18 protein-coding genes are annotated in these 22,217 nt (G+C 47.3%); 12 read left to right on the top strand and 6 right to left on the bottom strand.

Translation table 11 applies throughout. The features are described from left to right. Positions 1–65: 65 nt before the first annotated feature. The 3 genes from BBC0178_RS09395 to BBC0178_RS09380 all read right to left on the bottom strand — a co-directional run bounded on the left by BBC0178_RS09395 (position 66) and on the right by BBC0178_RS09380 (position 3,141). The gene (locus BBC0178_RS09395; protein ID WP_078039977.1) at positions 66–896 is read right to left on the bottom strand and encodes an SDR family oxidoreductase; all 831 of its coding nucleotides are present in this window, start codon (positions 894–896) and stop codon (positions 66–68) included. A 432-nt stretch (positions 897–1,328) separates the two neighbouring features. After that, positions 1,329–2,225: a LysR family transcriptional regulator gene (locus BBC0178_RS09385; RefSeq protein ID WP_078039975.1), complete on the bottom strand. Its 897-nt coding sequence runs from the start codon at positions 2,223–2,225 to the stop codon at positions 1,329–1,331. A 259-nt stretch (positions 2,226–2,484) separates the two neighbouring features. Further along, on the bottom strand, positions 2,485–3,141 hold the full coding sequence (locus BBC0178_RS09380; protein WP_078039974.1) for a GntR family transcriptional regulator: 657 nt from the start codon (positions 3,139–3,141) through the stop codon (positions 2,485–2,487). Positions 3,142–3,375: 234 nt separating this feature from the next. Between BBC0178_RS09380 and BBC0178_RS09375 the strand changes: the two genes are divergently transcribed. The 10 genes from BBC0178_RS09375 (at position 3,376) to BBC0178_RS09330 (ending at position 17,882) form a co-directional block, all read left to right on the top strand. After that, complete coding sequence (locus BBC0178_RS09375) at positions 3,376–4,137, top strand: LamB/YcsF family protein (protein ID WP_078039973.1); 762 nt, start codon at positions 3,376–3,378, stop codon at positions 4,135–4,137. Positions 4,138–4,154: 17 nt separating this feature from the next. Continuing rightward, on the top strand, positions 4,155–5,987 hold the full coding sequence (gene pxpB, locus BBC0178_RS09370; protein WP_078039972.1) for a 5-oxoprolinase subunit PxpB: 1,833 nt from the start codon (positions 4,155–4,157) through the stop codon (positions 5,985–5,987). 114 nt (positions 5,988–6,101) lie between these two features. Further along, the gene (locus BBC0178_RS09365) at positions 6,102–7,850 is read left to right on the top strand and encodes an acetyl/propionyl/methylcrotonyl-CoA carboxylase subunit alpha (protein WP_078040446.1); all 1,749 of its coding nucleotides are present in this window, start codon (positions 6,102–6,104) and stop codon (positions 7,848–7,850) included. 583 nt (positions 7,851–8,433) lie between these two features. Next, a complete protein-coding gene (locus BBC0178_RS09360) occupies positions 8,434–9,510 on the top strand; it encodes a DmpA family aminopeptidase (protein ID WP_078039971.1) in 1,077 nt (358 codons plus the stop codon). Positions 9,511–9,921: 411 nt separating this feature from the next. Then, the gene (locus BBC0178_RS09355; protein ID WP_078039970.1) at positions 9,922–11,823 is read left to right on the top strand and encodes an ABC transporter ATP-binding protein; all 1,902 of its coding nucleotides are present in this window, start codon (positions 9,922–9,924) and stop codon (positions 11,821–11,823) included. Beyond that, on the top strand, positions 11,820–13,352 hold the full coding sequence (locus BBC0178_RS09350) for a glutathione ABC transporter substrate-binding protein (RefSeq protein WP_078039969.1): 1,533 nt from the start codon (positions 11,820–11,822) through the stop codon (positions 13,350–13,352). The genes BBC0178_RS09355 and BBC0178_RS09350 overlap by 4 nt, the downstream gene beginning before the upstream one ends. Positions 13,353–13,440: 88 nt before the next feature. Continuing rightward, complete coding sequence (locus BBC0178_RS09345; RefSeq protein ID WP_078039968.1) at positions 13,441–14,970, top strand: glutathione ABC transporter substrate-binding protein; 1,530 nt, start codon at positions 13,441–13,443, stop codon at positions 14,968–14,970. A gap of 117 nt (positions 14,971–15,087) precedes the next feature. Then, positions 15,088–16,008 (top strand): glutathione ABC transporter permease GsiC, encoded by a 921-nt coding sequence (gene gsiC / locus BBC0178_RS09340; protein WP_078039967.1) that lies wholly within the window; start codon positions 15,088–15,090, stop codon positions 16,006–16,008. Then, positions 16,005–16,892 carry an ABC transporter permease subunit gene (locus BBC0178_RS09335; protein ID WP_075869114.1) on the top strand — a complete coding sequence of 296 codons (888 nt, stop codon included), beginning with the start codon at positions 16,005–16,007 and terminating at the stop codon, positions 16,890–16,892. The genes gsiC and BBC0178_RS09335 overlap by 4 nt, the downstream gene beginning before the upstream one ends. A 60-nt stretch (positions 16,893–16,952) precedes the next feature. After that, on the top strand, positions 16,953–17,882 hold the full coding sequence (locus BBC0178_RS09330) for an isoaspartyl peptidase/L-asparaginase family protein (protein WP_078039966.1): 930 nt from the start codon (positions 16,953–16,955) through the stop codon (positions 17,880–17,882). Positions 17,883–18,212: 330 nt separating this feature from the next. On the opposite strand, the gene BBC0178_RS09325 is transcribed toward BBC0178_RS09330, so the two are convergent. The 3 genes from BBC0178_RS09325 to BBC0178_RS09315 form a co-directional block, all read right to left on the bottom strand. Beyond that, positions 18,213–19,034 carry a M55 family metallopeptidase gene (locus BBC0178_RS09325; protein ID WP_078039965.1) on the bottom strand — a complete coding sequence of 274 codons (822 nt, stop codon included), beginning with the start codon at positions 19,032–19,034 and terminating at the stop codon, positions 18,213–18,215. Positions 19,035–19,312: 278 nt separating this feature from the next. After that, a complete protein-coding gene (locus BBC0178_RS09320) occupies positions 19,313–20,038 on the bottom strand; it encodes a CbtA family protein (protein ID WP_078039964.1) in 726 nt (241 codons plus the stop codon). A gap of 12 nt (positions 20,039–20,050) precedes the next feature. After that, a complete protein-coding gene (locus tag BBC0178_RS09315; protein ID WP_075915101.1) occupies positions 20,051–20,272 on the bottom strand; it encodes a CbtB domain-containing protein in 222 nt (73 codons plus the stop codon). A gap of 263 nt (positions 20,273–20,535) precedes the next feature. On the opposite strand from BBC0178_RS09315, the gene BBC0178_RS09310 reads away from it, so the two are divergent. Together BBC0178_RS09310 and BBC0178_RS09305 are read left to right on the top strand one after the other, a co-directional pair. Next, positions 20,536–21,090, top strand: a complete 555-nt coding sequence (locus BBC0178_RS09310) for a histidine phosphatase family protein (RefSeq protein WP_149867478.1) — start codon at positions 20,536–20,538, stop codon at positions 21,088–21,090. A 321-nt stretch (positions 21,091–21,411) separates the two neighbouring features. Next, positions 21,412–21,918 carry a flavodoxin family protein gene (locus BBC0178_RS09305; protein WP_225868310.1) on the top strand — a complete coding sequence of 169 codons (507 nt, stop codon included), beginning with the start codon at positions 21,412–21,414 and terminating at the stop codon, positions 21,916–21,918. Positions 21,919–22,217: the final 299 nt, after the last annotated feature.

Below are 22,217 nucleotides of genomic sequence, written 5' to 3'. Positions count from 1 at the left end.
TATAATCAGGAACGGGGCCATTATATTGAGATCTCCGTTTTATATGAGGCGTTGTTTCATCTCTTTTAAAAATCGGTTGAAGCGGCAAGTTGTTCTTGCCCTTTGAAGTCTTCAAGCCGTTTTTTTAAAACCTCGATGGTGGTTTTTAAAGCACCTGAGCCGAGCACCATACGTAACGGTGCGGGCGTTATATCAACACTATCGATAATGCGGGCAGCCATGCGCTCCGGATCACCTGCGGCCAAGCCGTTTTTTCGATCAAGCATTTTTTGAAAAGCATGGGCGGGCGTGTTGTCATAAGCTTTTATAGGCTTCGCGATTTTTGCGCTTTTATAGCGAAATTCGGTTCTTGCTCCACCGGGTTCGACAATCGTCACGCCAATATTGAATGGCGCCATTTCTTGTGAAAGCGAGTCACAAAATCCTTCGATGCCCCATTTAGTCGCGTGATAAAGCGAATTTCCGGCAAAAGCGACTTCGCCTCCATAGGAAGAAATCTGGATGATACGCCCATGTTGCTTTTTCCTCATAATGGGCAGGAAGGCGCGAATAAAGTCAATCGAACCGGTAAGATTGGTTGCGATAATGTCATCAATCTCTTCATCCGACAATTCTTCGGCCGCACCGAATAATCCATATCCGGCGTTGCTCACAATCACATCAATTGTTGAAAACAATTCTTCCGCTTTTTGCCCGAGTTGTTTTACAGCTTTCCGGTCTCTCATATCGACAATTGCGACATGAAAATGATCAGGATAGCGGGCAACCAGCTCTTCGACAGCTGCCGTTTTGCGCACAGTTCCCAATACGTTATCGCCGCGGCTTAAAACCTGTTTGATCATTTCATAGCCGAAACCGCTTGAAACACCCGTTATCACCCAGTTGCGTTTGACCATCTTTTGAAACCCCTTGACAAAATGCACATATTCAAATTCGCACGATCCTGATCGACAATGCGTGGCTGCTTATTATTGAGATTAATCCGAAAAGCACGTCTTCTAAAAGAAGGGCGCGAAACTAGGCTTTATGCAAAATTTTCATAGAACAATCTATCTTGCCAATATATGGTTCTCAAAGTTTACCGGTCAAAAAACTTCCCGTCCCAACAATTTGAAAAGGCAAGGCTTCAGGAGAGGCAGCAGAAATATCGGGAAATCATAAAACAAATTTACGGGAAGGGGAGAATGACGCAAACAGCAAATCTGGGGAAAAGGAAAAAGGGGCTGGACAGAATGAAAACCGCAATGGAACGAACCGGAATGGCAGATAGTCCCCTTTTTTTAAGCCTTATCGGAAATTGAAATTCAAAATGTGTGGGGCGCGCAATCTTATAAAGCTTTATAGCGCAAACAATCGATAACCAGTTGAAAAGCGGCGGTATGTCGGCGCCGTGTCGGATAATAGAGATAATATCCGGGAAATGGCGGACAATAATTTTCAAGAATGCGTTTAAGCCGCCCGCTTGCCACCCGTTCCACCACTGCATCTTCGGTTGTGTAGGCAATGCCGAAACCGGCTTCGGCAGCATCCAATGCCTGGTCGATTGTGTTGAAGCTCAATTGCCCTTCGACCCTTATTTTGCATTCATGGCCATGTTCTTCAAATTCCCAAACGTAAAAGCCGCCGGATGTCGGCAATCGCAGATTGATGCACTGCTGCTCGAGAAGATCGCGCGGCGTTTCGGGAACAGAATGTTTTTCAAGATATTGTGGTGAGGCGACAGCCGCCATACGGAGATCCGGCCCGATTTTGAGCGCGATCATATCTTTTTCGACCTGTTCACCAAGCCGCACACCGGCGTCGAAACGCTCGGCCACAATGTCGGTCAAGGCATAATCAATCGAGATTTCAAGATGAATATCGGGATATTTTGCAAGAAGCGGGTAAAGCTTTGGCCATAAAATGGCTTTTGCTGCATAATCGGGTGCGGTTATGCGGATTGTGCCGGATGGATGATCGATTGTCTCACAAAGGTGTTTCAGTTCGCTTTCCATCGCCACAAGGTGAGGCGTGTAAAGTTCGAGAAGCCGTTCGCCAATATCGGTTGGTGCAACCGAACGAGTGGTGCGGCGCAACAATTGTAAATGCAGGCGTTCTTCCAGATTTTTTATCGAATGGCTCAAAGCCGATTGGGATATGTTGAGCTTGTGAGCTGCTTTGGTAAAGCTTTTTTCCTCGGCAACAACCATAAAGGCCATAAGATCGGCGATATTTTCTCGAAGCATGACTGTGCCTTCAATTTTTTAAACGGACATAGTCTATCATGGAGCACAGAAAAAACGCAAAACCGTTTGGAATTATATTATTTGAACAAAAGCCGAAATAATACGCTTGAACGGGCGGGTATGTTTAATTAATTCGCCATGCAAGGACTTACTTCATAGAACGACATATATGAAAGAAGTTGGTATTATCATATCGGTTGTTGCAACGGACCGGTTTATCACCAGTCCGTATTTTTTATGTTTATTACAAGAAACACGATTATTTTTGAAGTGCGCTATAGGCCTCGATAATCATTTTTTCGGATTGTTTTAAATAATCGCCGAGAAGCTTGGCAGCTTTTTTGGCTTTTTCTTTTTTTAAGCAATTAACGATAGCGCGGTTCATGGCTACAAAAGGCTGGTGAAGCGAACGCAAGTCGGAAATCAGACCGAAGATTAATCTGAGTTCAACTGTCAGCTCGGCAAAAAGCCGGTCAAGTCGCGGGCTGTTGCCGAGGCTTACCAGCAATTGGTGAAATTCCATATCGGCAGTACCGACATCCTGCCATTTTTCTTCTTCGCAGAGCTTTTCCGCTTTTCCTACGACTTTGTCCATCATGAAAATAGCTGAATGGGGAAAATGCACATTGCGAACGGAGCCAACTTCGATAATTTTACGTAAGCGGTAAACGTCGATAATCGTGTTGAAATCGGGAATAGTTACGAAGACACCACGGTTCGCACGGTATTCGATAAGTCCGTTTTTTGTGAGCATCCTGAATGCTTCACGCAATGTATTACGCGAGACCGACAATTTTTTTGCCAGTATTGCTTCGCTCAAATGCTCGCCAGGATGGTAATGGCCGTTGATAATGGCGGCTTCGATGGCTTTTACAGTCTGATCTGCAAGTGATAGTTCATCGTTCGTTTTTTTCATTCGACCGTTTGCCCCCTTGGTTGGCGGTTCCGTCGATATAAATTACGGAGCCTTTTTCACAAAAATAATTGGAAACAAAATGCAAAGCCGAAAACCTCCCCGGTTCAATATCCTCCAAATATATTTACAAGTTTATTTGAGAAAGAAGATGATTGCAATGCCTGACAATCAAAGTTAGATTGTTCAACAATTTAAAAGCAGCCAATAATTTATATTCGAAAAGGGGAGGTTCATATGAAGTCGATTGATTTGAACAGCGATCTGGGTGAAAGTTTTGGTCCCTGGAAAATGGGCGAAGATAGCGAAATGTTGTCTATTGTTACCAGTGCCAATGTTGCTTGTGGTTTTCATGCTGGCGACCCTGCCGGTATTTTAAGAACACTCGAGGCAGCCAGGAAGAATAATGTGCGCGTTGGTGCCCATATCGGTTATCGTGACCTTGTGGGCTTCGGGCGCCGCAATATGGACCCGACCGATAGCGAATTGACGGGTGACGCCATTTATCAGATCGGTGCGCTTATGGGGCTTGCCAAAGCGGCGGGGATCAAAGTTGTCTATGTCAAGCCGCATGGCGCGCTCTATAACACAATTGCCCATGATATGCGTCAGGCGAAAGCTGTTATCAATGCGATCAAAGCGGTCGAGCCGTCGCTCGTATTGATGGCCTTGGCAGGCTCGACTCTTATTCCTTTTGCCCGTGAAGCCGGACTTGTTGTGGTGGCAGAAGCTTTTGCCGACCGTGCCTATAAGAGCGATGGGACACTTCTATCCCGCCGCGAAAAAGGTGCTGTGCTGAGTGACCCGGCTGTCGTTGCCGAACGTATGGTAAAATTTGTCGAGACAGGCAAAATTACCGCGATTGATGGCAAAGAGATTAGCCTTGATGCACAGTCGATTTGCCTTCACGGCGATAGCCCGAGTGCTGTATTAATGGCTAGAGCTGTCAAAGCCGGTCTTGAAAAAGCCGGTGTTTCCTTAAAGCCATTTGTTGATTGAGGGAGTGTCTTTTTCCCATGCGCTTTCTCGGTGTCAATAATTCGGCCTTTCTGATCGAGCTTGCCGATCTTGAAGAAACATTGGCTTTGTTTGACCGCTTGCAACAAGAAATCCGGCGCGAAGAGAAAGATCTGCAAGATCAAGAAAAGTTTCAGAGTCAAGAAAGTCTTCAAGCCATTGTCGAAATTATTCCGGCAGCGCGGACTTTGCTCATTAAGTTTGATCCGTCTCTCTCCGATGAAAACACGTTGGAGACAAAAATTGCGGGGTTGAAACTTGAAAAAGGCCAACAAAAAAGCGGCAAACTTGTCGAGATACCGGTTGTCTATGACGGGGAAGATCTCGACGATGTTGCCGCTCTTTTAAAAATTGACCGTGAAGAGGTTATCCGTCGTCATGTGGAAAGTCATTATCAGGTTGCTTTTTGTGGCTTTGCTCCCGGTTTTGCCTATTTGACGGGCGGCGATCCCATTTTTAATGTTCCAAGGCGTGCGTCACCACGAAAATCTATTCCTGCCGGTTCTGTTGCACTTGCAGGAAAATTCGGTGGTGTCTATCCGCAACCGAGCCCCGGTGGCTGGCAATTGATCGGGCGGACAAATGTTAAAATGTTTGATCTCGACCGCGACCCGCCTTCACTTTTAAAACCCGGTGACAGGGTGCATTTTGTCGATGTGACGAAAGATTATTCGGCTCGTCCTGAAGGGGCGACAAACTTTTCCTTATCCCGAAATGACGAGGCCGGAAAATCAACGCCTGAAAGAGCGAACAGCAAAGCTTTAAAGAGCAGTGCTTCAACGAAAGCCGCAGAGGCGAATGAAAAAGCGAGTTTAGCAAAAACGGGCGATCATGACGACAACGGAAGATCAGCCACCGAAGCAACGCCGAAACCTCAAGAAAATGCGGTTTTCAAATTGCTAACAACATTGATGCCGGTTACATTTCAGGATCGTGGGCGCTTGTTCCAATCTTCTCAAGGGCTTTCCCCTTCAGGGGCACTTGACCAGAAAGCAATGGCCAATGCCAACCGGCTTGTCGGCAATTCTCTTGAACAACCGGTGCTGGAGTTCACCTATGGAAATGCGCGTATAAAAGCATTGCAACCATCGGTTATTGCTTTTACCGGTGCGAACCTGCCAATTACCATCAAATCGGCAAAAGGCAAAGTTTTTGTTTTTGAAAAAAATATACCGCTTGCCATTGATGAAGGCGATGAAATTATTCTTGGGAGGCCCTTGGCAGGCTTTCGTAGCTATATGGCTTTGCGTGGCGGCTTTAAAGTTGAACCGGTTTTAAAAAGTGCGTCTTTTGACAGTCTTTCCAATTTGGGGCCGAAACCGCTATCAGCAGGTGACAACATCTTTATAGCCAATAACAGCGCTTTGCGGCCGGTTTTATTGTCGCTTGATGATCCTTACTTCTTGCCGGAAGCTGGCGATAATGTGGTGCTTGATGTGGTTATGGGGCCGCGTACCGATTGGTTTACAGAGCAATCAATTGCGATGTTTCTTGAAAAACACTGGCAAGTGACGCCAGCTTCAAACAGAATTGGCTTAAGATTACAAAGTGACGCCCGTCTTGAGCGCTCGCGAAGTGATGAATTGCCGAGTGAAGGCACAGTAACGGGTGCAATCGAAGTTCCTGCAAATGGCGAGCCGGTTTTATTTTTGCGTGATCGGCCTGTTACCGGCGGTTATCCGGTTATTGCCAATCTTGTTGAAGACCAGATCGACCTTGCGGCACAAGTTCCGATAGGAGCTTTCATAAAATTTCGCGCTGTCAGAAATTTTTATGACAGCGAGCAGAAAAGCTTGAAGAATGGTGCCAATAAAACTTCAAAAAAATCATGAAATTAAATGGAAATGGCAAGAACCAAAAAACATAAAGTCGAAACACGGGCTTTGGTAGACACAAGAGACGGGCTTGATTTAAGAAATTACAAATTCGGAGTGATGGGGACGTTCATGAAAAAAATATTGATTGCCAATCGTGGAGAAATTGCATTGCGCATTATTCGCGCAGCACACGATTATGGTGTTTCTTCGGTTGCAATTTATGCCGATATTGATAGTTCAGCACTTTTTGTCAAAGAAGCCGATGAAGCTTATAGCCTCAACGGTAATCGGCCGGAAGAAACCTATCTTGACGGCAATAAGATTATTGAAATTGCCAAACGTTCGGGGGCCGATGCCATTCATCCGGGCTATGGCTTTTTGTCGGAAAGTGCCGAATTTGCCAAAGAAGTGATTGATGCAGGTCTCATCTGGATTGGGCCGGATCCCGAAGTGATTGATCTTTTGGGCGACAAGCTCAAAGCCCGTGCAGTTGCAAAAGAGGTGGGCGCGCCGCTTGTTGCCGGTAGCAACGGTATGATCACAAGCGGTAAGGATGTTATCGCTTTTGCCGAAAAATATGGCTTTCCCGTTGCAATCAAGGCAGCGCATGGTGGCGGCGGGCGCGGCATGAAGGTTGTATGGAAACGGGAAGAGGCCGAAGAGCTTTTCCAATCGGCTGTCCGTGAGGCTGTTCAGGCTTTTGGCCGTGGCGAATGTTATGTCGAACAATTTCTTGATCGGCCCCGCCATGTCGAAGCGCAGGTGATTGCCGACAAACTGGGGCATGTTGTGGTGCTTGGCACCCGCGATTGTTCATTACAAAGGCGCAACCAGAAACTTGTCGAAGAAGCGCCGGCACCGTTTATTTCCGAGAGAGTTGAAACACGTTTGAGAGAAGCGGCTACAAATATTTGCCGTCATGTCAATTATAGCGGTGTCGGAACTGTCGAATTCCTGTTGGGGCGCAATGACGTTGTTTCGTTTCTGGAAGTCAATACGCGGTTGCAGGTCGAGCACCCTGTAACAGAAGAAACAAGCGGGATTGATGTCGTTGTTGAACAATTCCGTATTGCCGAAGGCTTGCCTTTGACAATTGATAAAACGCCGACCCCCATTGGTCACGCCATTGAATTTCGTATCAATGCCGAGGATGTCGGACGCGGGTTTTTGCCGTGCCCTGGAAAAATTACAAAGTTTTCGCCGCCGTCTGGTCCCGGTGTGCGGCTTGATAGCGGTGTGGTAGAAGGCGGCATTGTTGCCCCGCAATTTGACTCGATGATTGCAAAATTGATTATTACCGGAAGAACCCGCGAAGAAACGTTAAAGCGTGCGGCACGGGCTTTGAAAGAATTTGAAATTGAAGGGGTTGCAACGGTCTTGCCATTTGACCGGCTTGTTGTTCAACATCCGGATTTTATTGGAGAAAACGGCTTTAAAGTTTATACACGCTGGATCGAGACCGATTTTGCCGAAAAATTGGCTATGGAAACCAAAGCCGATAAAATTGACCCGCAAATTGAGCGTTTCGATATTGAAATTGATGGAAAGCGGGTGGAACTCGGTTTGCCATTCCGGTTTTTGAAATTGCTTGAAGGGGCGGGAAGTGCGTTGAATGGCAAAGAAATTCCGCATTCCGATGATGGGAAACAAATGACGGCCAATAAGGGCGCTGGTGATATTGCCGCACCAATTCCCGGAACGATCAAAGCATGGCTCGTCGAGAACGGCAAAAAAGTCGAAGAAGGTTCGACTGTAGCCGTAATGGAGGCCATGAAAATGGAGACTGAAATTAAAGCCGAAACAAGCGGAACACTGGAAATTGTAAAACCGGCGGGCAGTATCGCCAATGTCGGGGAAGTGATTGCCCGTATCCGCTAGGAATCGGGCGCTTTAAAAATCGCCATCCGGAACTTAAAACGGTTTTTAAACCGGAGAAGCCAAGAACGGATAAACTACCGGTTAGGCAGTTAAGGCAAGCGTGCTGAAAGAAAGACCAGCCTGTAGAAAGAGGCTGGTTTTTTTAAGAATGTTAATTGTTAAAAATTCAAGCAGTGTTCCCGATATTTCGAGTGCCCACCCTGATGTGTGTTGTGAGCTGTTCGTTAGACGTCGGGTGTCGTCTCAAAATATCGGTGGCTTTCCTCTCGAGAGATCAAAAAAGTCCACGCCCGTTATGCTTTCATAGCTGTCAGTGCGATTTGTAATAGGGGGCGGATTTTGATCTGGCAATGACTAAAGTTGTGCGCGCTATGAGTGCAAACTTGAGAAAAGATAATCGTTCTTGCCGATCATTCAAAATTTAAAAAACAGGGTACATTCGCTGTTGCACCCATGGAAGATAATGATTATCTCGTGACTGCGAGAAAGCCGGACGCGACGCGGGATAATGTTTAAGCTTACTCGTCATTGAAATTGTTATATAATTTGTAAATCCTTCGGGTTGGCATGCCTGAAGGAAAAAATGAAAGGGTTAGCATTGTCATTTCAAAATGATTGTTCGAAACCTTTGCCGGAACATTATGTCACCCGTTACTATAAAAGCGGCCCGCTCAATGCGCTCACCGATGTTGCCGGTGTCAAAGTAGGCCATGTCACGATCAAGGAAGGGGACGCAACCCGCACCGGCGTCACGGCAATTGTGCCGCATTCCGACAATATTTTTCAAAACAGGATACCGGCCGGTTTCAGTGCATTTAACGGTTATGGAAAATTTGCAGGCTCTGTTCAGGTGGAAGAACTTGGCGAGCTTGAAACACCAATATTGCTTACCAATACACTTGCAACCGGTCGCGCGATTGAAGCACTGATCTATTACACTTTGCATGAAAAGGGCAATGAAAACGCAACATCCATCAATGCTGTTGTCGGTGAAACCAATGATTCACGGCTGAATAATATACGGGCTTTGCGCCCGAGCTTTGATGAAATGCTCGAAGCTTTGAAAAATGCCCGAACCGGCCGGTTTGAAGAAGGGGCAGTGGGAGCCGGCACCGGCACAGTGGCCTTCGGTCTTAAAGGCGGTATCGGCACGGCATCGCGCCTTATCGAAATTGGTGACAAAACCTATACAATCGGCATTCTCGTGCAGTCGAATTTTGGCGGGCATCTTGGAATTCTCGAAAAGAGCGACATAAATTACCCCGTACCGAGTGCTGATAAAGACGGGTCGATTATTATGATTGTTGCAACCGATGCGCCCCTTGATTCAAGGCAATTGAAACGGCTAGCCAACCGGACATTCGGGGGGCTTGCCAAAAGTGGAGCAGCTTTGAGCAATGGTTCGGGCGATTTTGCGCTTGCTTTTTCCACCGCAAAAGAACTTCGCCATAGGGAAGAAGAATCGCACATGGTTGATGTTCCCCATATTGACGACCGTGCCCTCTCGCCCATGTTCGAGGCGGTCATAGAAGCAACCGAAGAAAGCATTTTACGGTCTTTATGGATGGCGCATGATATGTCGGGTGTTAATGCCGCAACCATGAAACCTTCGCATTTTACCTCGCTTGCCACACTTATCAACAGTGCCGCAACAGACTGATTTTTAAAGGAAAACAGCAAGCCCCAAAGCAATTTATATGCCAGTTTTAAAAGTTTTTGAAAAAAACACTTGAACGACAAGCACGATTTAGTGAATAAAACCGGCTTTGACGGTTTTAAAAAAAGGTAAAGCAGGAATGCGTCCGCAAAAGATATATTCGGCGGCATTTTTAATTGTGAGCAATCTTTTCTTGTGTCTGAAGGGTCAAGACAGCAAGAGTCTGGCGAGTGTGTCATAGCAAGACAGTTTAAAGGCGTTGTCCGTGACAACGGGGTGCTCTGTCCTTGGTTTTGCCTAAAACAACCATAGTGGGTAGAAAGAATTTGAGAAAAAACCTTTCGTTGAATTTTGAGTACGTTAAAAAAGCGGGTGGAGTCAGCTTTTTCAAACGCGTTCCGGAAAGCGGTTGAAATGTCGGAAGAAAAGAGGTTGGTCAATTTGGATGCACCGCTATTAAACGTAAAAGGCCTTGATGTCGATTTCAAAACCGAAGACGGCAATTTCCGTGCGGTGAAGTCGCTTGATTTTTCGGTCAATGCCGGTGAAACATTGGCGATAGTGGGCGAAAGCGGCTCGGGAAAATCGGTAACATCGCTCTCTATTATGCGTCTTATCGAATTCGGCGGTGGTAAAATTTCTTCCGGCGAGGTGCTCTTCAACGACAAGAGCGCTGTGCGCGATCTCACAAAGCTTACGCAATCGCAAATGAATAGCGTTCGCGGCAAAAATATTGCGATGATTTTTCAGGAACCGATGACATCGCTCAATCCTGTTTTCACCATAGGTGACCAGATTGGCGAGGCGATCCGTCTTCATCAGGGGGGTACGCACAAGGAAGTGCGTCAGGAAGCGCTTGCCATGCTTGAAAAAGTGCGTATTCCCGATGCCAAAGGCCTGCTTGATCGCCACCCGCACCAGCTTTCCGGTGGTATGCGTCAAAGGGTGATGATTGCAATGGCACTTGCCTGTCGCCCGCAGCTTCTCATTGCCGACGAACCGACAACTGCCCTTGATGTAACAATTCAGGCGCAGATTTTGCGCCTTATCCGCATGTTGCAGGACGAGCTTGGTATGGGCGTGGTCTTTATCACCCATGATATGGGGGTCGTTGCCGAGGTTGCCGATCGCGTGCTAGTAATGTGCCGTGGCGACAAGATCGAAGAAGGCACGTCGAACGAAATTTTCAAGCACCCGCAAGCACCTTATACGCAAGCTTTGCTTGCCGCAGTTCCGCAGCTTGGCGCACTCGCCAATGAAAAATTGCCACGTCCTTTCGATATACGCTCAACCGGTAAAGATAAGGTCGAAGCACTGCCGCAGGATACAGTAAAGCTTGATGATATTGTGCTTGATGTCAAGAAACTCGTAACCCGTTACGATGTCAAAAAGAACTTTTTCGGCAAAGTGACAGGGCGGGTTCATGCTGCCGAGCAGGTGAGCTTTTCCATTAAAGCCGGTGAAACGCTGGCACTTGTCGGAGAAAGCGGTTGCGGCAAATCCACTGTCGGGCGCACGATCATGCAATTGACCGAACCGCGGAGTGGCGAAATTCTGCTTCACGGGCGCGACATTTTAAAAATGGATAATGCCGAGCGCCACAAGATACGCCAGAACATACAATATGTGTTTCAGGATCCGTTTGCCTCGCTTGATCCACGATTGACTGTCGGCTTTTCGATTGCCGAACCTTTATTGACGCACAAACTCGTTCCGGCAAACAAGGTTGACGAGCGTGTGCAGGAATTGTTGCAGGCGGTAGGCCTTCCGCCGCATGTGGCGCGCCGTTACCCGCATGAATTTTCCGGCGGTCAGCGCCAGCGTCTCTGTATTGCCCGCGCATTGGCCTGCGGGCCGGAACTCCTCATTGCCGACGAGGCAGTGGCAGCCCTTGATGTTTCCATTCAGGCGCAAATCGTCAATCTATTGATGGACTTGCAAAGAAAATTGGGTCTATCCTATCTTTTCATCAGCCATGATATGGCTGTGGTGGAGCGCATTAGTCACCGTGTGGCGGTGATGTATCTTGGCCAAATTGTCGAAATCGGTCCAAGGCAGGCAGTGTTTAATCATCCGCTTCACCCTTATACGCAGCGTTTGCTTGCCGCCGTACCGATAGCCGATCCGGCGCGCCGTTTTATCAAGCGGCCGCTCATTGAAGGGGAAGTGCCAAGCCCTGTACGGGTACCCGGTGATGAACCTTTGGTCGAGCCGCTCGTTGAAGTGGAGCCGGAACATTTTGTTGCCTGTCATCCGGTGGGCATTTTTGAACGTGTTGAACAATCGGGTCTATTGTTTGAAGGAGAGGGAAAATGAGATTTGTTAAACGATATTTTGCAGCCGGACTGGTTTCGGTATTGGCAGCAATGCCGGTTTGGGCAGAAGCCAAACCGTTGGCTGTCGGTGTCGAATTCAACCTCACCAAACTTGACCCCACCAATATCAATGACACATTGACAATGACATCGCTGCGCACAGTCTATCAGGGGCTGTTGGGTTTCGACAAGGATTACAAGATTATTCCGCTTCTGGCCGAACGTTATGAAGCTTCCAGTGATGCCAAGGAATTTACCTTTTATCTCAGAAAAGGCGTCAAGTTCCATGATGGCACGGATTTTAACGCCGAGGCAGTGAAATTCAATCTTGACCGTTTGGCCAATCCGGAAAACAAATTGTCGCGGCGGGTGTTGATCTCGATGCTCGATCATGTCGACATTGTTGATGATTATACAATCAAAATTTATCTCAAAGAGCCTTACGGGGCGCTGCCTTCTTCGCTTGCCCACCCCGGTACAATGATGATTTCTCCGGCAGCGATCAAGAAATATGGCAAGGATATTGACCGTCATCCTGTGGGAACCGGACCGTTCAAATTCAAAAACTGGAGCGGCGATATTTTCGAGGTGACAAAAAACGAGAATTATTGGGGCAAAGTTGCCGATGTCGATGGCGTTGTCATCCGCTCGGTTCCCGAAAGTGGCGCCCGTTTTGCCATGCTTCAGGCCGGTGAATTGCAATTTGTTCCCGATTTTCCTTCCGAACTTGTTGAAGTTGCCAAAAAAATACCGACACTTGACGTGACAACAGCCCCGTCGATCTATGAATTCTATACGTCGATGAATGTCATGAAAAAACCTTTTGACGACATCAGGGTTCGCAAAGCCCTGAACTATGCCGTGAACAAGGAAGCTTTCTGCAAGGTTGTCCTGAACGGTTATTGTGAACCGGCAACATCGTCCATTCCGCCGCTATTGCGCTTTTATACCAATGTCGGACAATATGAATATAACCCTGAAAAAGCCAAACAATTGCTGGCTGACGCAGGCTATGCAAACGGTTTTGAAACAGAAGTTTTTTCAAGAAACAGCACGGCTGTTATTCGTGCCATGCAGTTTTTGCAACAGGAACTTGCCAAGGTCAATGTCAAGGTTACGGTAACCCCGCTTGAAGCCGGTGTGGAGGCTGACCGCGTCTGGGGCGCCGAGACACCTGAAAAATCCGACGTGCAATTGCTTTATAGCGGCTGGTCGGCTTCAACGGGGGATGCCGATTATGGCCTTCGTCCGCTTTTTGCCAGCGAAAGCTTTCCGCCCAATCTTTATAACACCTCCTATTACAAAAATGAAAAGGTCGATCAGGCTCTCGCCGAAGGGGTAAAGACGGCTGATGATACAAAACGGGCAGAAGCTTATAAAATTGTCCAGCAAACGGTGTTTGAAGATGCTCCGTGGATTTTTCTTGGTGAAAAGCAGAATATTTCTGTAAAAACCAAGAAATTGTCAGGCGTTTATATGCTGCCCGATGGCGGTTTCTCGCTTGATGGCGCCAAATTTACCGGTGAATGACAATAAGGGTGGCAGCCTTGCTGCCGCTTTTTGAAAACTTTTATCAACAAACCGATAAATCTCGACAAACCAACGAAATGGATGATTGATGTTGAATGTGAAACGATTGCTTGCTGCGGGGCTGATCTCTACCACCATGTTGATGCCGGCTCTGTCAGAAGCCAAAACGTTGACGGTTGCCGTTCCTGTCAATCTGACAAAACTCGACCCGACCAATATCAATGATACATTGACCATGACTTCGCTCAGGACGATTTATGAAGGCCTGTTGGGGTTCGACAAGGATTTGAAAATTGTACCGCTTCTGGCCGAACGTTATGAAGCTTCGAGCGACGCCAAAGAATTTACCTTCTATTTGCGCAAAGGCGTGAAGTTCCATGACGGGACAGACTTTAACGCAGAAGCAGTCAAAATCAATCTTGAACGGCTCGCAAATCCGGAAAACAAATTGTCGCGTCGCGTTCTTGTCTCCATGCTCGACCATGTGGAAGTCGTGGATGATTATACCGTCAAGGTTATCCTTAAAGAACCCTATGGTGCTTTTCCTTCTTCCATGGCTCATACCGGAACCATGATGATTTCGCCGGCGGCTATAGAAAAATATGGTCGCGATATTGACCGCCACCCTGTCGGCACCGGGCCATTTGTTTTCAAAAACCGTTCAAGCGACACATTTGAAGTCATAAAAAACGACCACTACTGGAATGGCACTGTCGGCGTTGATGGTGTCACCATCCGTTCGGTACCGGAAAATGGTGCCCGTTTTGCCATGTTGCAGGCGCAAGAAGTGCAATTTGTTCCCGATTTTCCGCCGGAACTTTTTGCCGTTGCGCAAAAAATGCCCAATCTGGTTGTGACCAAAGAACCGTCTATTTCCGAATATTATGTGGCAATCAACACAATGAAAAAGCCGTTTGACGATGTGCGTGTGCGTCAGGCTATGAACTATGCGGTTGATAAAAATGCCTTCTGCAAAGTCGTGATGAACGGTTTTTGTGAACCGGCCACATCACCTATTCCGCCACTCCTGAAATATTACACCAATGTCGGAGAGTATGAATATAATATCGAAAAAGCCAAACAGCTTTTGACAGAAGCCGGTTACCCGAATGGTTTCAATACCGAAATTTTCGGCAAAAACAGCACGATGGTCATTCGTGGTTTGCAATTTTTGCAACAGCAACTGGCGGCGGTGAATATCAAGGTCAATGTTACACCGCTTGAAGCCGGTGTCGAGGCTGACCGCGTATGGGGGGCAAGAACACCTGAAGAATCGACGGTGCAAATGCAGTTTGGCGGCTGGTCGGCATCAACCGCCGATGCCGATTACGGAATGCGCCCGCTTTTTTCCAGCGAAAGCTTCCCGCCCAATCTGTTCAATGTTGCCTATTATAAAAATGCCGAGGTCGACAAGGATCTTTCAGATGCGGTTAAAACGGCAGATGACACAAAACGCGCCGAACTTTACGGAAAAGTGCAAAAGATCATCTTTCAGGATGCACCATGGATATTCCTTGGACAGAAAGACGTGCTTTCCGGCAAAACAAAGAACCTTGAAGGTGTTTACGCATTGCCGGATGGCGGTTTTCTTTTGAAAGATGCAAAGTTTACCGATTGAAACGGAGTTTTTTAAATTGAACCCGTGGTTATCCATTAGAACACGGGTTTTTAAACTGGATAATAACGGAGAATAGGCGCGTGTTCGCGCCGTTCACTCTAAATTTCGGGATTTTCGATGTTTGCTTTTATTATCAAACGCCTGCTTTCCATCATACCGGTGATTTTTGTCATATCACTGATCGTATTCGGTTTTGTGCGGCTTTTGCCGGGCGATCCTGCCCGTCTTGCAGCCGGTGTTGATGCCGATGCCGAAACAGTGGAAGCCATGCGCTCGCAACTTGGGCTTGATCAGCCGATCTGGGCGCAATATGTGACCTTTGTGGAAAATGCTATTCATGGTGATTTTGGCGAATCCTTAAAAACCCGCAAACCCGTTTCCTCGGAAATCGCCGAACGTTTTATGCCAACTGTCTGGCTCACCGTTTTTTCAATGATCTGGTCAACCATATTGGGGCTACTCATCGGTGTTTTTTCGGCGGTCAAAAGAGGGCGTTGGCAGGATTATACCGGTATGGTTGTGGCCGTTTCCGGCATTTCATTTCCGGTGTTCTGGCTTGGCCTTCTCTTGATCAATCTCTTTTCTGTGCGTCTTGGCCTTCTTCCAACCGGCGGTTATGGAACGGCACTTCATTTTATCATGCCGTCTTTTACACTTGGCGTCGGGGTTGCTGCTGTTATGGCGCGCTTTTCGCGTTCGGCCTTTATCGAAATATCGCGTGAGGATTATATCCGCACTGCGCGCGCCAAGGGGGTTCCTGAACGTCTGGTGACATGGAAACACACATTGCGCAACGCGCTTATTCCGGTCATCACCATGGTGGGTCTGCAATTCGGCTTTTTGCTTGGTGGTTCGATTGTTGTCGAAACAGTGTTTTCGTGGCCGGGTCTTGGACGACTGTTGATCGATTCAGTCTCCTATCGTGACTATCCGGTTCTTCAGGCGCTGATATTGCTCTTTTCACTAGAGTTCATCCTTATCAATCTTCTGGTTGATGTTCTCTATGCTTTTGTTAATCCGGAGATCCGTTACTCATGAGTGCGAACACTTCATCCGATACACTTGTTGCCGAGGCAACGCGCAAGCCCTTCGGCGAATTTTTGCGCCGTTTCGCGCGCCAGAAAGCGGCAATTGTGGCACTTGTTTTTCTGCTTCTGTTGATCGGCTCGGCTATTTTCGCTCCTTTATTCATGACGCTTGATCCCAATAGTGCCGATTATAATGCCATTTTGCAGGGGTCATCTGCTGCCCACTGGGCGGGAACCGATGAATACGGACGCGATATATTTACCCGCATCATTTATGGTGGGCGTATCTCTCTCGCTGTCGGTTTCCTGTCTGTTACGCTTGGCGGTCTTATCGGTGTGTTTCTGGGAATTCTCGCAGGCTTTTATGGCGGCTTTCTCGACTCGCTCATTATGCGCATTTCCGATGTGCTGTTTGCTTTTCCCGGCATTTTGCTTGCCATTGCCGTCATCGCCATTCTGGGACCGGGAATTGATAATGTGATTTATGCGGTTGCAGTGTTTTCCGTACCGGTTTTTGCCCGCCTTTCGCGCGGTACCACGCTTTCGATGAAAAAGGCTGTCTATATTGATGCGGCGCGTGCCATCGGTGTTTCCGATCATATGATCGTATTGCGCCATTTGCTGCCGGGAACATTGCCCAATGTGATTGTCTATTTTTCCATGCGTATCGGCACGTCTATTCTGACTGCCGCAAGCCTTTCCTTTATCGGCCTTGGTGCCCAGCCACCAAGCTCCGAATGGGGGGCAATGCTTGCCGCAGGCCGCAGCTATATGGGCGTTGCCGATCACCTCACGCTTTATCCGGGTATTGCAATTTTCGTCACTGTTTTGGCCTTCAATGTTTTCGGCGATGGCTTGCGTGACGCGCTTGATCCGAAAATCGACGTCAACTGACCGGCGTCGGAACGCTATTTTTTTAAAATAGCCTGAAATGTTTTTTGAAAGGACTTTGAAATGTCGTCTCCTGTAAAACCGGTTATCGCCATTCATGGTGGCGCCGGCACAATGCGCTCGAAAGATATGACGGAAGAAAAAGAAAAAGCCTATCGTCATGGATTGACATTGGCACTTGAGGCAGGGCGGGCAGTGCTTAAAGCAAATGGCTCGGCCATTGATGCGGTCACCGCTTCCGTTATGGCACTGGAAGACGATCCGCTTTTCAATGCCGGTCGTGGTGCCGTTTATACCACCAACCGTACACAGGAAATGGATGCGGCCATTATGGACGGGCGCGACAGGAATGCCGGTGCCGTTGCCGGAATTTTCGGGCCGCGTCATCCGGTTCTTGCAGCCCGCGCTGTTATGGAAAAAACCGAACATGTTTTTCTTGCCGGTGAAGGAGCTAACGAATTTTGCCGCGAGATCGGGCTCGAGATCAAACCGGCCGAATGGTTTTATACCGAACGGCGCATGAAAGCGCTTGAACAGGAAATGGAGCGGCGCCGGAGTGGTGGGGAAGAAAATGATCCCTCACGGCGCCATGGCACAGTCGGCGCGGTTGCCTGTGATGTTTTCGGCCATGTGGCGGCGGCAACATCGACCGGCGGAATGACTGCCAAGTTCCCCGGTCGTGTCGGCGATAGTCCGGTTATCGGTGCCGGAACATGGGCAGATGACAAAACCTGTGCAGTTTCGGCAACCGGACATGGCGAATATTTTATCCGCTATGCCGCAGCGCACGAAATTGACGCCCGTATCCGCTGGGGAAAAGAAACACTTGAAGAAGCCGCGCAATCGGTTGTCAAAGATCTCGCAAAAATTGGCGGCGAGGGCGGGCTTATCGCCGTTAATACCAAGGGCGAAGTCTGTCTGCCTTTCAATAGCGAGGGAATGTATCGCGCATGGATGGGCCAAGATGGTGAAATCCATACTGGCATCTATTGATTTTCCGGCAATCGGTGATTGTTCGTTAAGTTTGTTAAATGAAGGGGAAACTGTTTCCCTTTGCTTGGCATCGCTGCTTTGAAGGCGGTTTCAGAATTTTATTTCAATATCGGTTTGTCAGCTTTCTTTTCCGGATCATTTTTAAGCCGGAAAAGTTATAAGCCCGCTTTTGTAAAATGTGCCAAGATCGGCACAGAAATTTGAAGCTTCACAATCGAAAAGCCGGCCTATTCCATCATCGTTTTGAATGTGAAACCGGTTGCCTCAAAAATAAGAAAAAGCGGGCTAAAGCCCGCTTTCATATTTTTAAAAAAAAGTTTAAGCCTTGTCTCACATGACTGAAGTGGCAAGTGCAGAAACAGCGCTCATCCAGCCGATTGCATCACGAACCGAATTGCAGTCAAAGCCGATTGTTACGGCATCAATACGCTTGGCAGGAGGTAGATGTGCGGCCTGATCGGCAAGGGCTGGCCAAAGAACCTCGAATTTCACCATAAAAGGTGGGCGTATAATAAAGGGCTTCATTTCATGCTTGTTTTTGACAGCTTCGAAGGCGGCCGCTTTTATTTTTTCGCACGATTTTGTGGGCGAAAGAGAACGCGCAGCACGATTGGCATAAGCATGTTTGACTGTTGCAAATCTCGCTTTGGGGAAAAATTCCCTGTTTTGTTCTTCAAGGCAATTGTCGCCGGTTAAAAGTCCGACAGGGATACCGAGTTCGCCCGCATAGGCGCCATAAATGCCGGGTTCTCCCAATCGTTTATCGCCAAGATAGACAGCACGGAAAGCGCGGCTGTTGGTGGTGTGGGCGAGCACACCTTCAAGACTTGCACCGGCGTGGTGGCCAACAAGAAAAACCATATCGAAACCGCCATCGGCAAGGCCGCAAGCCATATTTTGCGGTTTCGGTTTTCCCTGAATAAGCTCGGCATCGGGATGGAGGAGTTCGGGAACGAGATTGACCATTGCACCGTGGGAATCGTTCACAACAACCTCTTTTGCACCGGCTTCAAATGCACCGGTAACAGCAGCATTGACTTCGTTGGTCATTAGGCGGCGCGCCCGCTCATATTCGGCATTGCCGGATGAACATTGCTGAGGGATAACCACACCGGCCACCCCCTCTATATCGGCTGAAATGTAAATTTTCATAAAATTCTCATTATCCTGTTTTTTATAAATCCGCGACCGGTCGAAAGCCGCGCCAAAACAAACAGAAGGTTAGAACCTTCTGTTATAGAGACAAAGAGTATGACAGAAAGTGAATTGGTGATGCAAGGAATAGAAGCGGAAACCTGGACAAATTCCTGTCCAAGACAGAAAGTTCATTGTTGAAGACAGAAAGTTCCCCGTTGAAGACAAAAGTATCTTGTCGAAGATAAAAGTTTTTCGTGAAAATTTCCGCTTTAACTATTCCTTGCGATCCCCCGCTAAAGTTTGTTCATATGTCTTTCGGCGAGATAACCGAAGCCGACACCGAGTATCAGCCACAATATGGCTTGAATACCGAAAGTCGCAATGCGGAAATGCCACAAAACATCCGCTGAAAAATCGGCTGGAACTTCGTTGACAACCGGCATAATGAAATAGACGATCCCCATGAATACGGCATAGCCGATCATGGCAATAATCGCCGCATTAAGCCCGCCGAATTTCGCTTTAAGCCGGTTTGCCACAACATAAACCAGAACCATGGCAAGAAGTGACACCAGAATAAGCGCAAAATAGTCTTCGGTACGGGAAACAATTGTTTCGGGTTGGCCGACCGCTGGCGGGTTGGATGGATATTTCAACTGCGGCACCAATACCACCGAAATAAAGGCAGAAGCCGAAATGACGAGACTTGTGGCCATGATGTTCAATTTTCCCAAACGGCCGAAGGCATAGCTGCAAAAACAGGAAAAAAGCCCGCCGGCACCCGCACCAAAAACCACAAGTGCAGTCAAAAGGCCAAAACCGGCTTGTGTTTTTCTGCTGACAACTTCTTCTTCAGCTTCATGGGAATGACCACTTTGTGCTTCCTCTGCCGCTTCATGGGATTCTTCAAAAGCAATGGCACGATCAACATAAGGCTCGCCGTAAAGGCGGGCAAATCCGAACGCAATAAGACCGGCAACGAGGCCGACAAGCATGCCCCGATAAAGGAGTGAACCCATTTTTCTATCTCCTCAGTGACATGGAAAACCGAGAAGATGGCGCCCATCATGAACAAATTCATGAATGGTGGTGCCGCTGAAAAGCGACAATGCACCTTGCTCTGTGGTGATGAAATAAAGTGCGATGAGGCAAATAAGACCGCCAAAAATAGCCCATGGCAAAATGGCTTTGACCGGAATGGTTTTTGCCGGAACAAATATGGTTTGCGGCGCATGCGCCGTTTTAATAGACATGAAACCTCCTTCAGGATAACGCGTCCTTGAGTTTAAGGGAAAAGCATCCAAATCGAAGTTCTGGCTTCTGTCCCATGATTGGTAGACAGTCACAGTGGCGCGACCGCCCCGGATTGACACCGGGTTCCACGAAGTTGAATGTGAGGCTCACCATAGTCTCAAGCAAAATCCCTGTCAAACTCTGTTTGAAAATACTAGATTACTGTCTGTGACAATTTAAAAATTCATAGTGTTTGGATGAAATAAAAAGATCGGGAAGCGAAATGGCGGAAATTATTATTATGACTCATGGCATGACACGCGCCGAACAGCGCGGCATTTTTCCCGGAAATGAAAGTCTTGATAGCGATGTCCTTTTGCCCGAAAATTTTTCAATTCAAAAGAGCATGAATATTGTTTGCGCCAATCTTACCTCGTCTATCCGCACGGTCGAGTTATTGGGGCTTAATTTCAAAATAGATTTTTCAATTCCTGTTATCGATTACGGGCATTGGCAAAGAAAAGCTTTGAAAGAACTCGCAAATGAAGAGGAAGACGAGCTTGAGCAATGGTTGAGCGACCCTTATTCTGCCCCGCATGGGGGAACGTCTTTCAAAAACCTTTATGACAAGACCGCAGAATGGCTTGAACATGCGAATTATGCCGAACCGACATTGATTGTGGCCGATGCCAATTTTTTGCGAATGGTTATGCTTGATGTGTTGAAAGCACCACTTGCATCTTTGTTCAAAATTGATATTGCTCCGCTCACATCTATAAAATTTGTAAAACGTCACGATCATTCGAAAATTTCATTGTTTCCATCAAATATGGAATGATTGACAGATCAATTCCGATTGCTCGTTTTGTGCAGCCTGAGCGGGAAAACAGATCGTTCATAGAGACCCATTTGCGTCGGCGATTTTGCTTGTGTCGTTCTCCAGATTTTTCCCGTTTATGAAAACGTCACTTTCACTATTCATGAATATCAATCATATCTTTAACAAAAAAAGAAAACACAACGATAAAATATTGTTTGAATTAGATTTTCGATGACTGGAAGATAGCGTTTTTCTTTCCCTATCAGTTGCGGTTTTTTAGGGGGGGCGAACAAGAAAATAGCAATTGTTTATCATGGTGGCTTCGGGCACACGGAAAAATTGGCACATTATGTCGAAGAGGGAGCGAGAGACGTACAAAATGCCGAAACATTTTTGATCGGGCTTGATGAAAAAATGGCCGATTGGAACCTGCTTGAAAAAGTCGATGCGATTATTTTCGGCTCGCCCACCTATAATGGAACCGTTAGTGCACGTTTCAAACAATTCATGGAAGATTCACCCGGTCCGGCTTTTGTCGAACAGAAATGGCGCAACAAGATTGCGGCAGGTTTTACCAATTCGGGAGCCGAACATGGCGACAAGCTCAACAGTTTGATGACAATGAGCCTTTTTGCCGCCCAACATGCGATGATATGGGGCAATCCCGGTCTGCTTTCCGGTAAAACACGCAATGATCTTAATGGTATCGGAAGTTGGCTCGGCGCTATGGCGCAGTCTGATAATGCGTCACCGGAGGTCACACGAAAAATAGAAGATTTAAACACAGCCAAATATCTCGGACATCATGTGGCAGAAATTACCAAACAATTTTGTAACGGCAAATAAACAGTTCATTTTCTAGGCGCACTTGAAACCACTCGAAAAGCTTGACACTTTTTAAAATGGTTTAGTTATGTTTTCTTTAGGCATTTGTTTTTTCAAACTTGACGGGCAGAGGGTTCAGTTTAAAAAGCCAATGCGCGTGTTACCTGCAAATATGCAGAGCTGGAAAATGCGCGGCTTAAAATGCCAATTCATATTTCAAACCTTCTGCCGTTTGATCATTCATTGCGATCTCTGTCCAGAGCGAAGTGATAGTTATTCGCTTTGCTTCAACTTTCAAAATCAAATCCAGTCGAATAACC

It is taken from the genome of Ditibartonella apihabitans (genome assembly GCF_002007485.1).
GTDB classification, from domain to species: Bacteria; Pseudomonadota; Alphaproteobacteria; order Rhizobiales; family Rhizobiaceae; genus Bartonella; species Bartonella apihabitans.
Note: the sequence above shows the minus strand (reverse complement) of the source record. Positions and strands in the feature narration are given on the sequence as shown.

Excerpts from the sequence above, each read along its gene's own strand:
- BBC0178_RS09395 (WP_078039977.1), bottom strand. The coding sequence starts at position 896 with ATGGTCAAACGCAACTGGGTGATAACGGGTGTTTCAAGCGGTTTCGGC.
- BBC0178_RS09385 (WP_078039975.1), bottom strand. The coding sequence starts at position 2,225 with ATGCTTCGAGAAAATATCGCCGATCTTATGGCCTTTATGGTTGTTGCC.
- BBC0178_RS09380 (WP_078039974.1), bottom strand. The coding sequence starts at position 3,141 with ATGAAAAAAACGAACGATGAACTATCACTTGCAGATCAGACTGTAAAA.
- BBC0178_RS09375 (WP_078039973.1), top strand. The coding sequence starts at position 3,376 with ATGAAGTCGATTGATTTGAACAGCGATCTGGGTGAAAGTTTTGGTCCC.
- pxpB (WP_078039972.1), top strand. The coding sequence starts at position 4,155 with ATGCGCTTTCTCGGTGTCAATAATTCGGCCTTTCTGATCGAGCTTGCC.
- BBC0178_RS09365 (WP_078040446.1), top strand. The coding sequence starts at position 6,102 with ATGAAAAAAATATTGATTGCCAATCGTGGAGAAATTGCATTGCGCATT.
- BBC0178_RS09360 (WP_078039971.1), top strand. The coding sequence starts at position 8,434 with ATGAAAGGGTTAGCATTGTCATTTCAAAATGATTGTTCGAAACCTTTG.
- BBC0178_RS09355 (WP_078039970.1), top strand. The coding sequence starts at position 9,922 with ATGTCGGAAGAAAAGAGGTTGGTCAATTTGGATGCACCGCTATTAAAC.
- BBC0178_RS09350 (WP_078039969.1), top strand. The coding sequence starts at position 11,820 with ATGAGATTTGTTAAACGATATTTTGCAGCCGGACTGGTTTCGGTATTG.
- BBC0178_RS09345 (WP_078039968.1), top strand. The coding sequence starts at position 13,441 with ATGTTGAATGTGAAACGATTGCTTGCTGCGGGGCTGATCTCTACCACC.
- gsiC (WP_078039967.1), top strand. The coding sequence starts at position 15,088 with ATGTTTGCTTTTATTATCAAACGCCTGCTTTCCATCATACCGGTGATT.
- BBC0178_RS09335 (WP_075869114.1), top strand. The coding sequence starts at position 16,005 with ATGAGTGCGAACACTTCATCCGATACACTTGTTGCCGAGGCAACGCGC.
- BBC0178_RS09330 (WP_078039966.1), top strand. The coding sequence starts at position 16,953 with ATGTCGTCTCCTGTAAAACCGGTTATCGCCATTCATGGTGGCGCCGGC.
- BBC0178_RS09325 (WP_078039965.1), bottom strand. The coding sequence starts at position 19,034 with ATGAAAATTTACATTTCAGCCGATATAGAGGGGGTGGCCGGTGTGGTT.
- BBC0178_RS09320 (WP_078039964.1), bottom strand. The coding sequence starts at position 20,038 with ATGGGTTCACTCCTTTATCGGGGCATGCTTGTCGGCCTCGTTGCCGGT.
- BBC0178_RS09315 (WP_075915101.1), bottom strand. The coding sequence starts at position 20,272 with ATGTCTATTAAAACGGCGCATGCGCCGCAAACCATATTTGTTCCGGCA.
- BBC0178_RS09310 (WP_149867478.1), top strand. The coding sequence starts at position 20,536 with ATGGCGGAAATTATTATTATGACTCATGGCATGACACGCGCCGAACAG.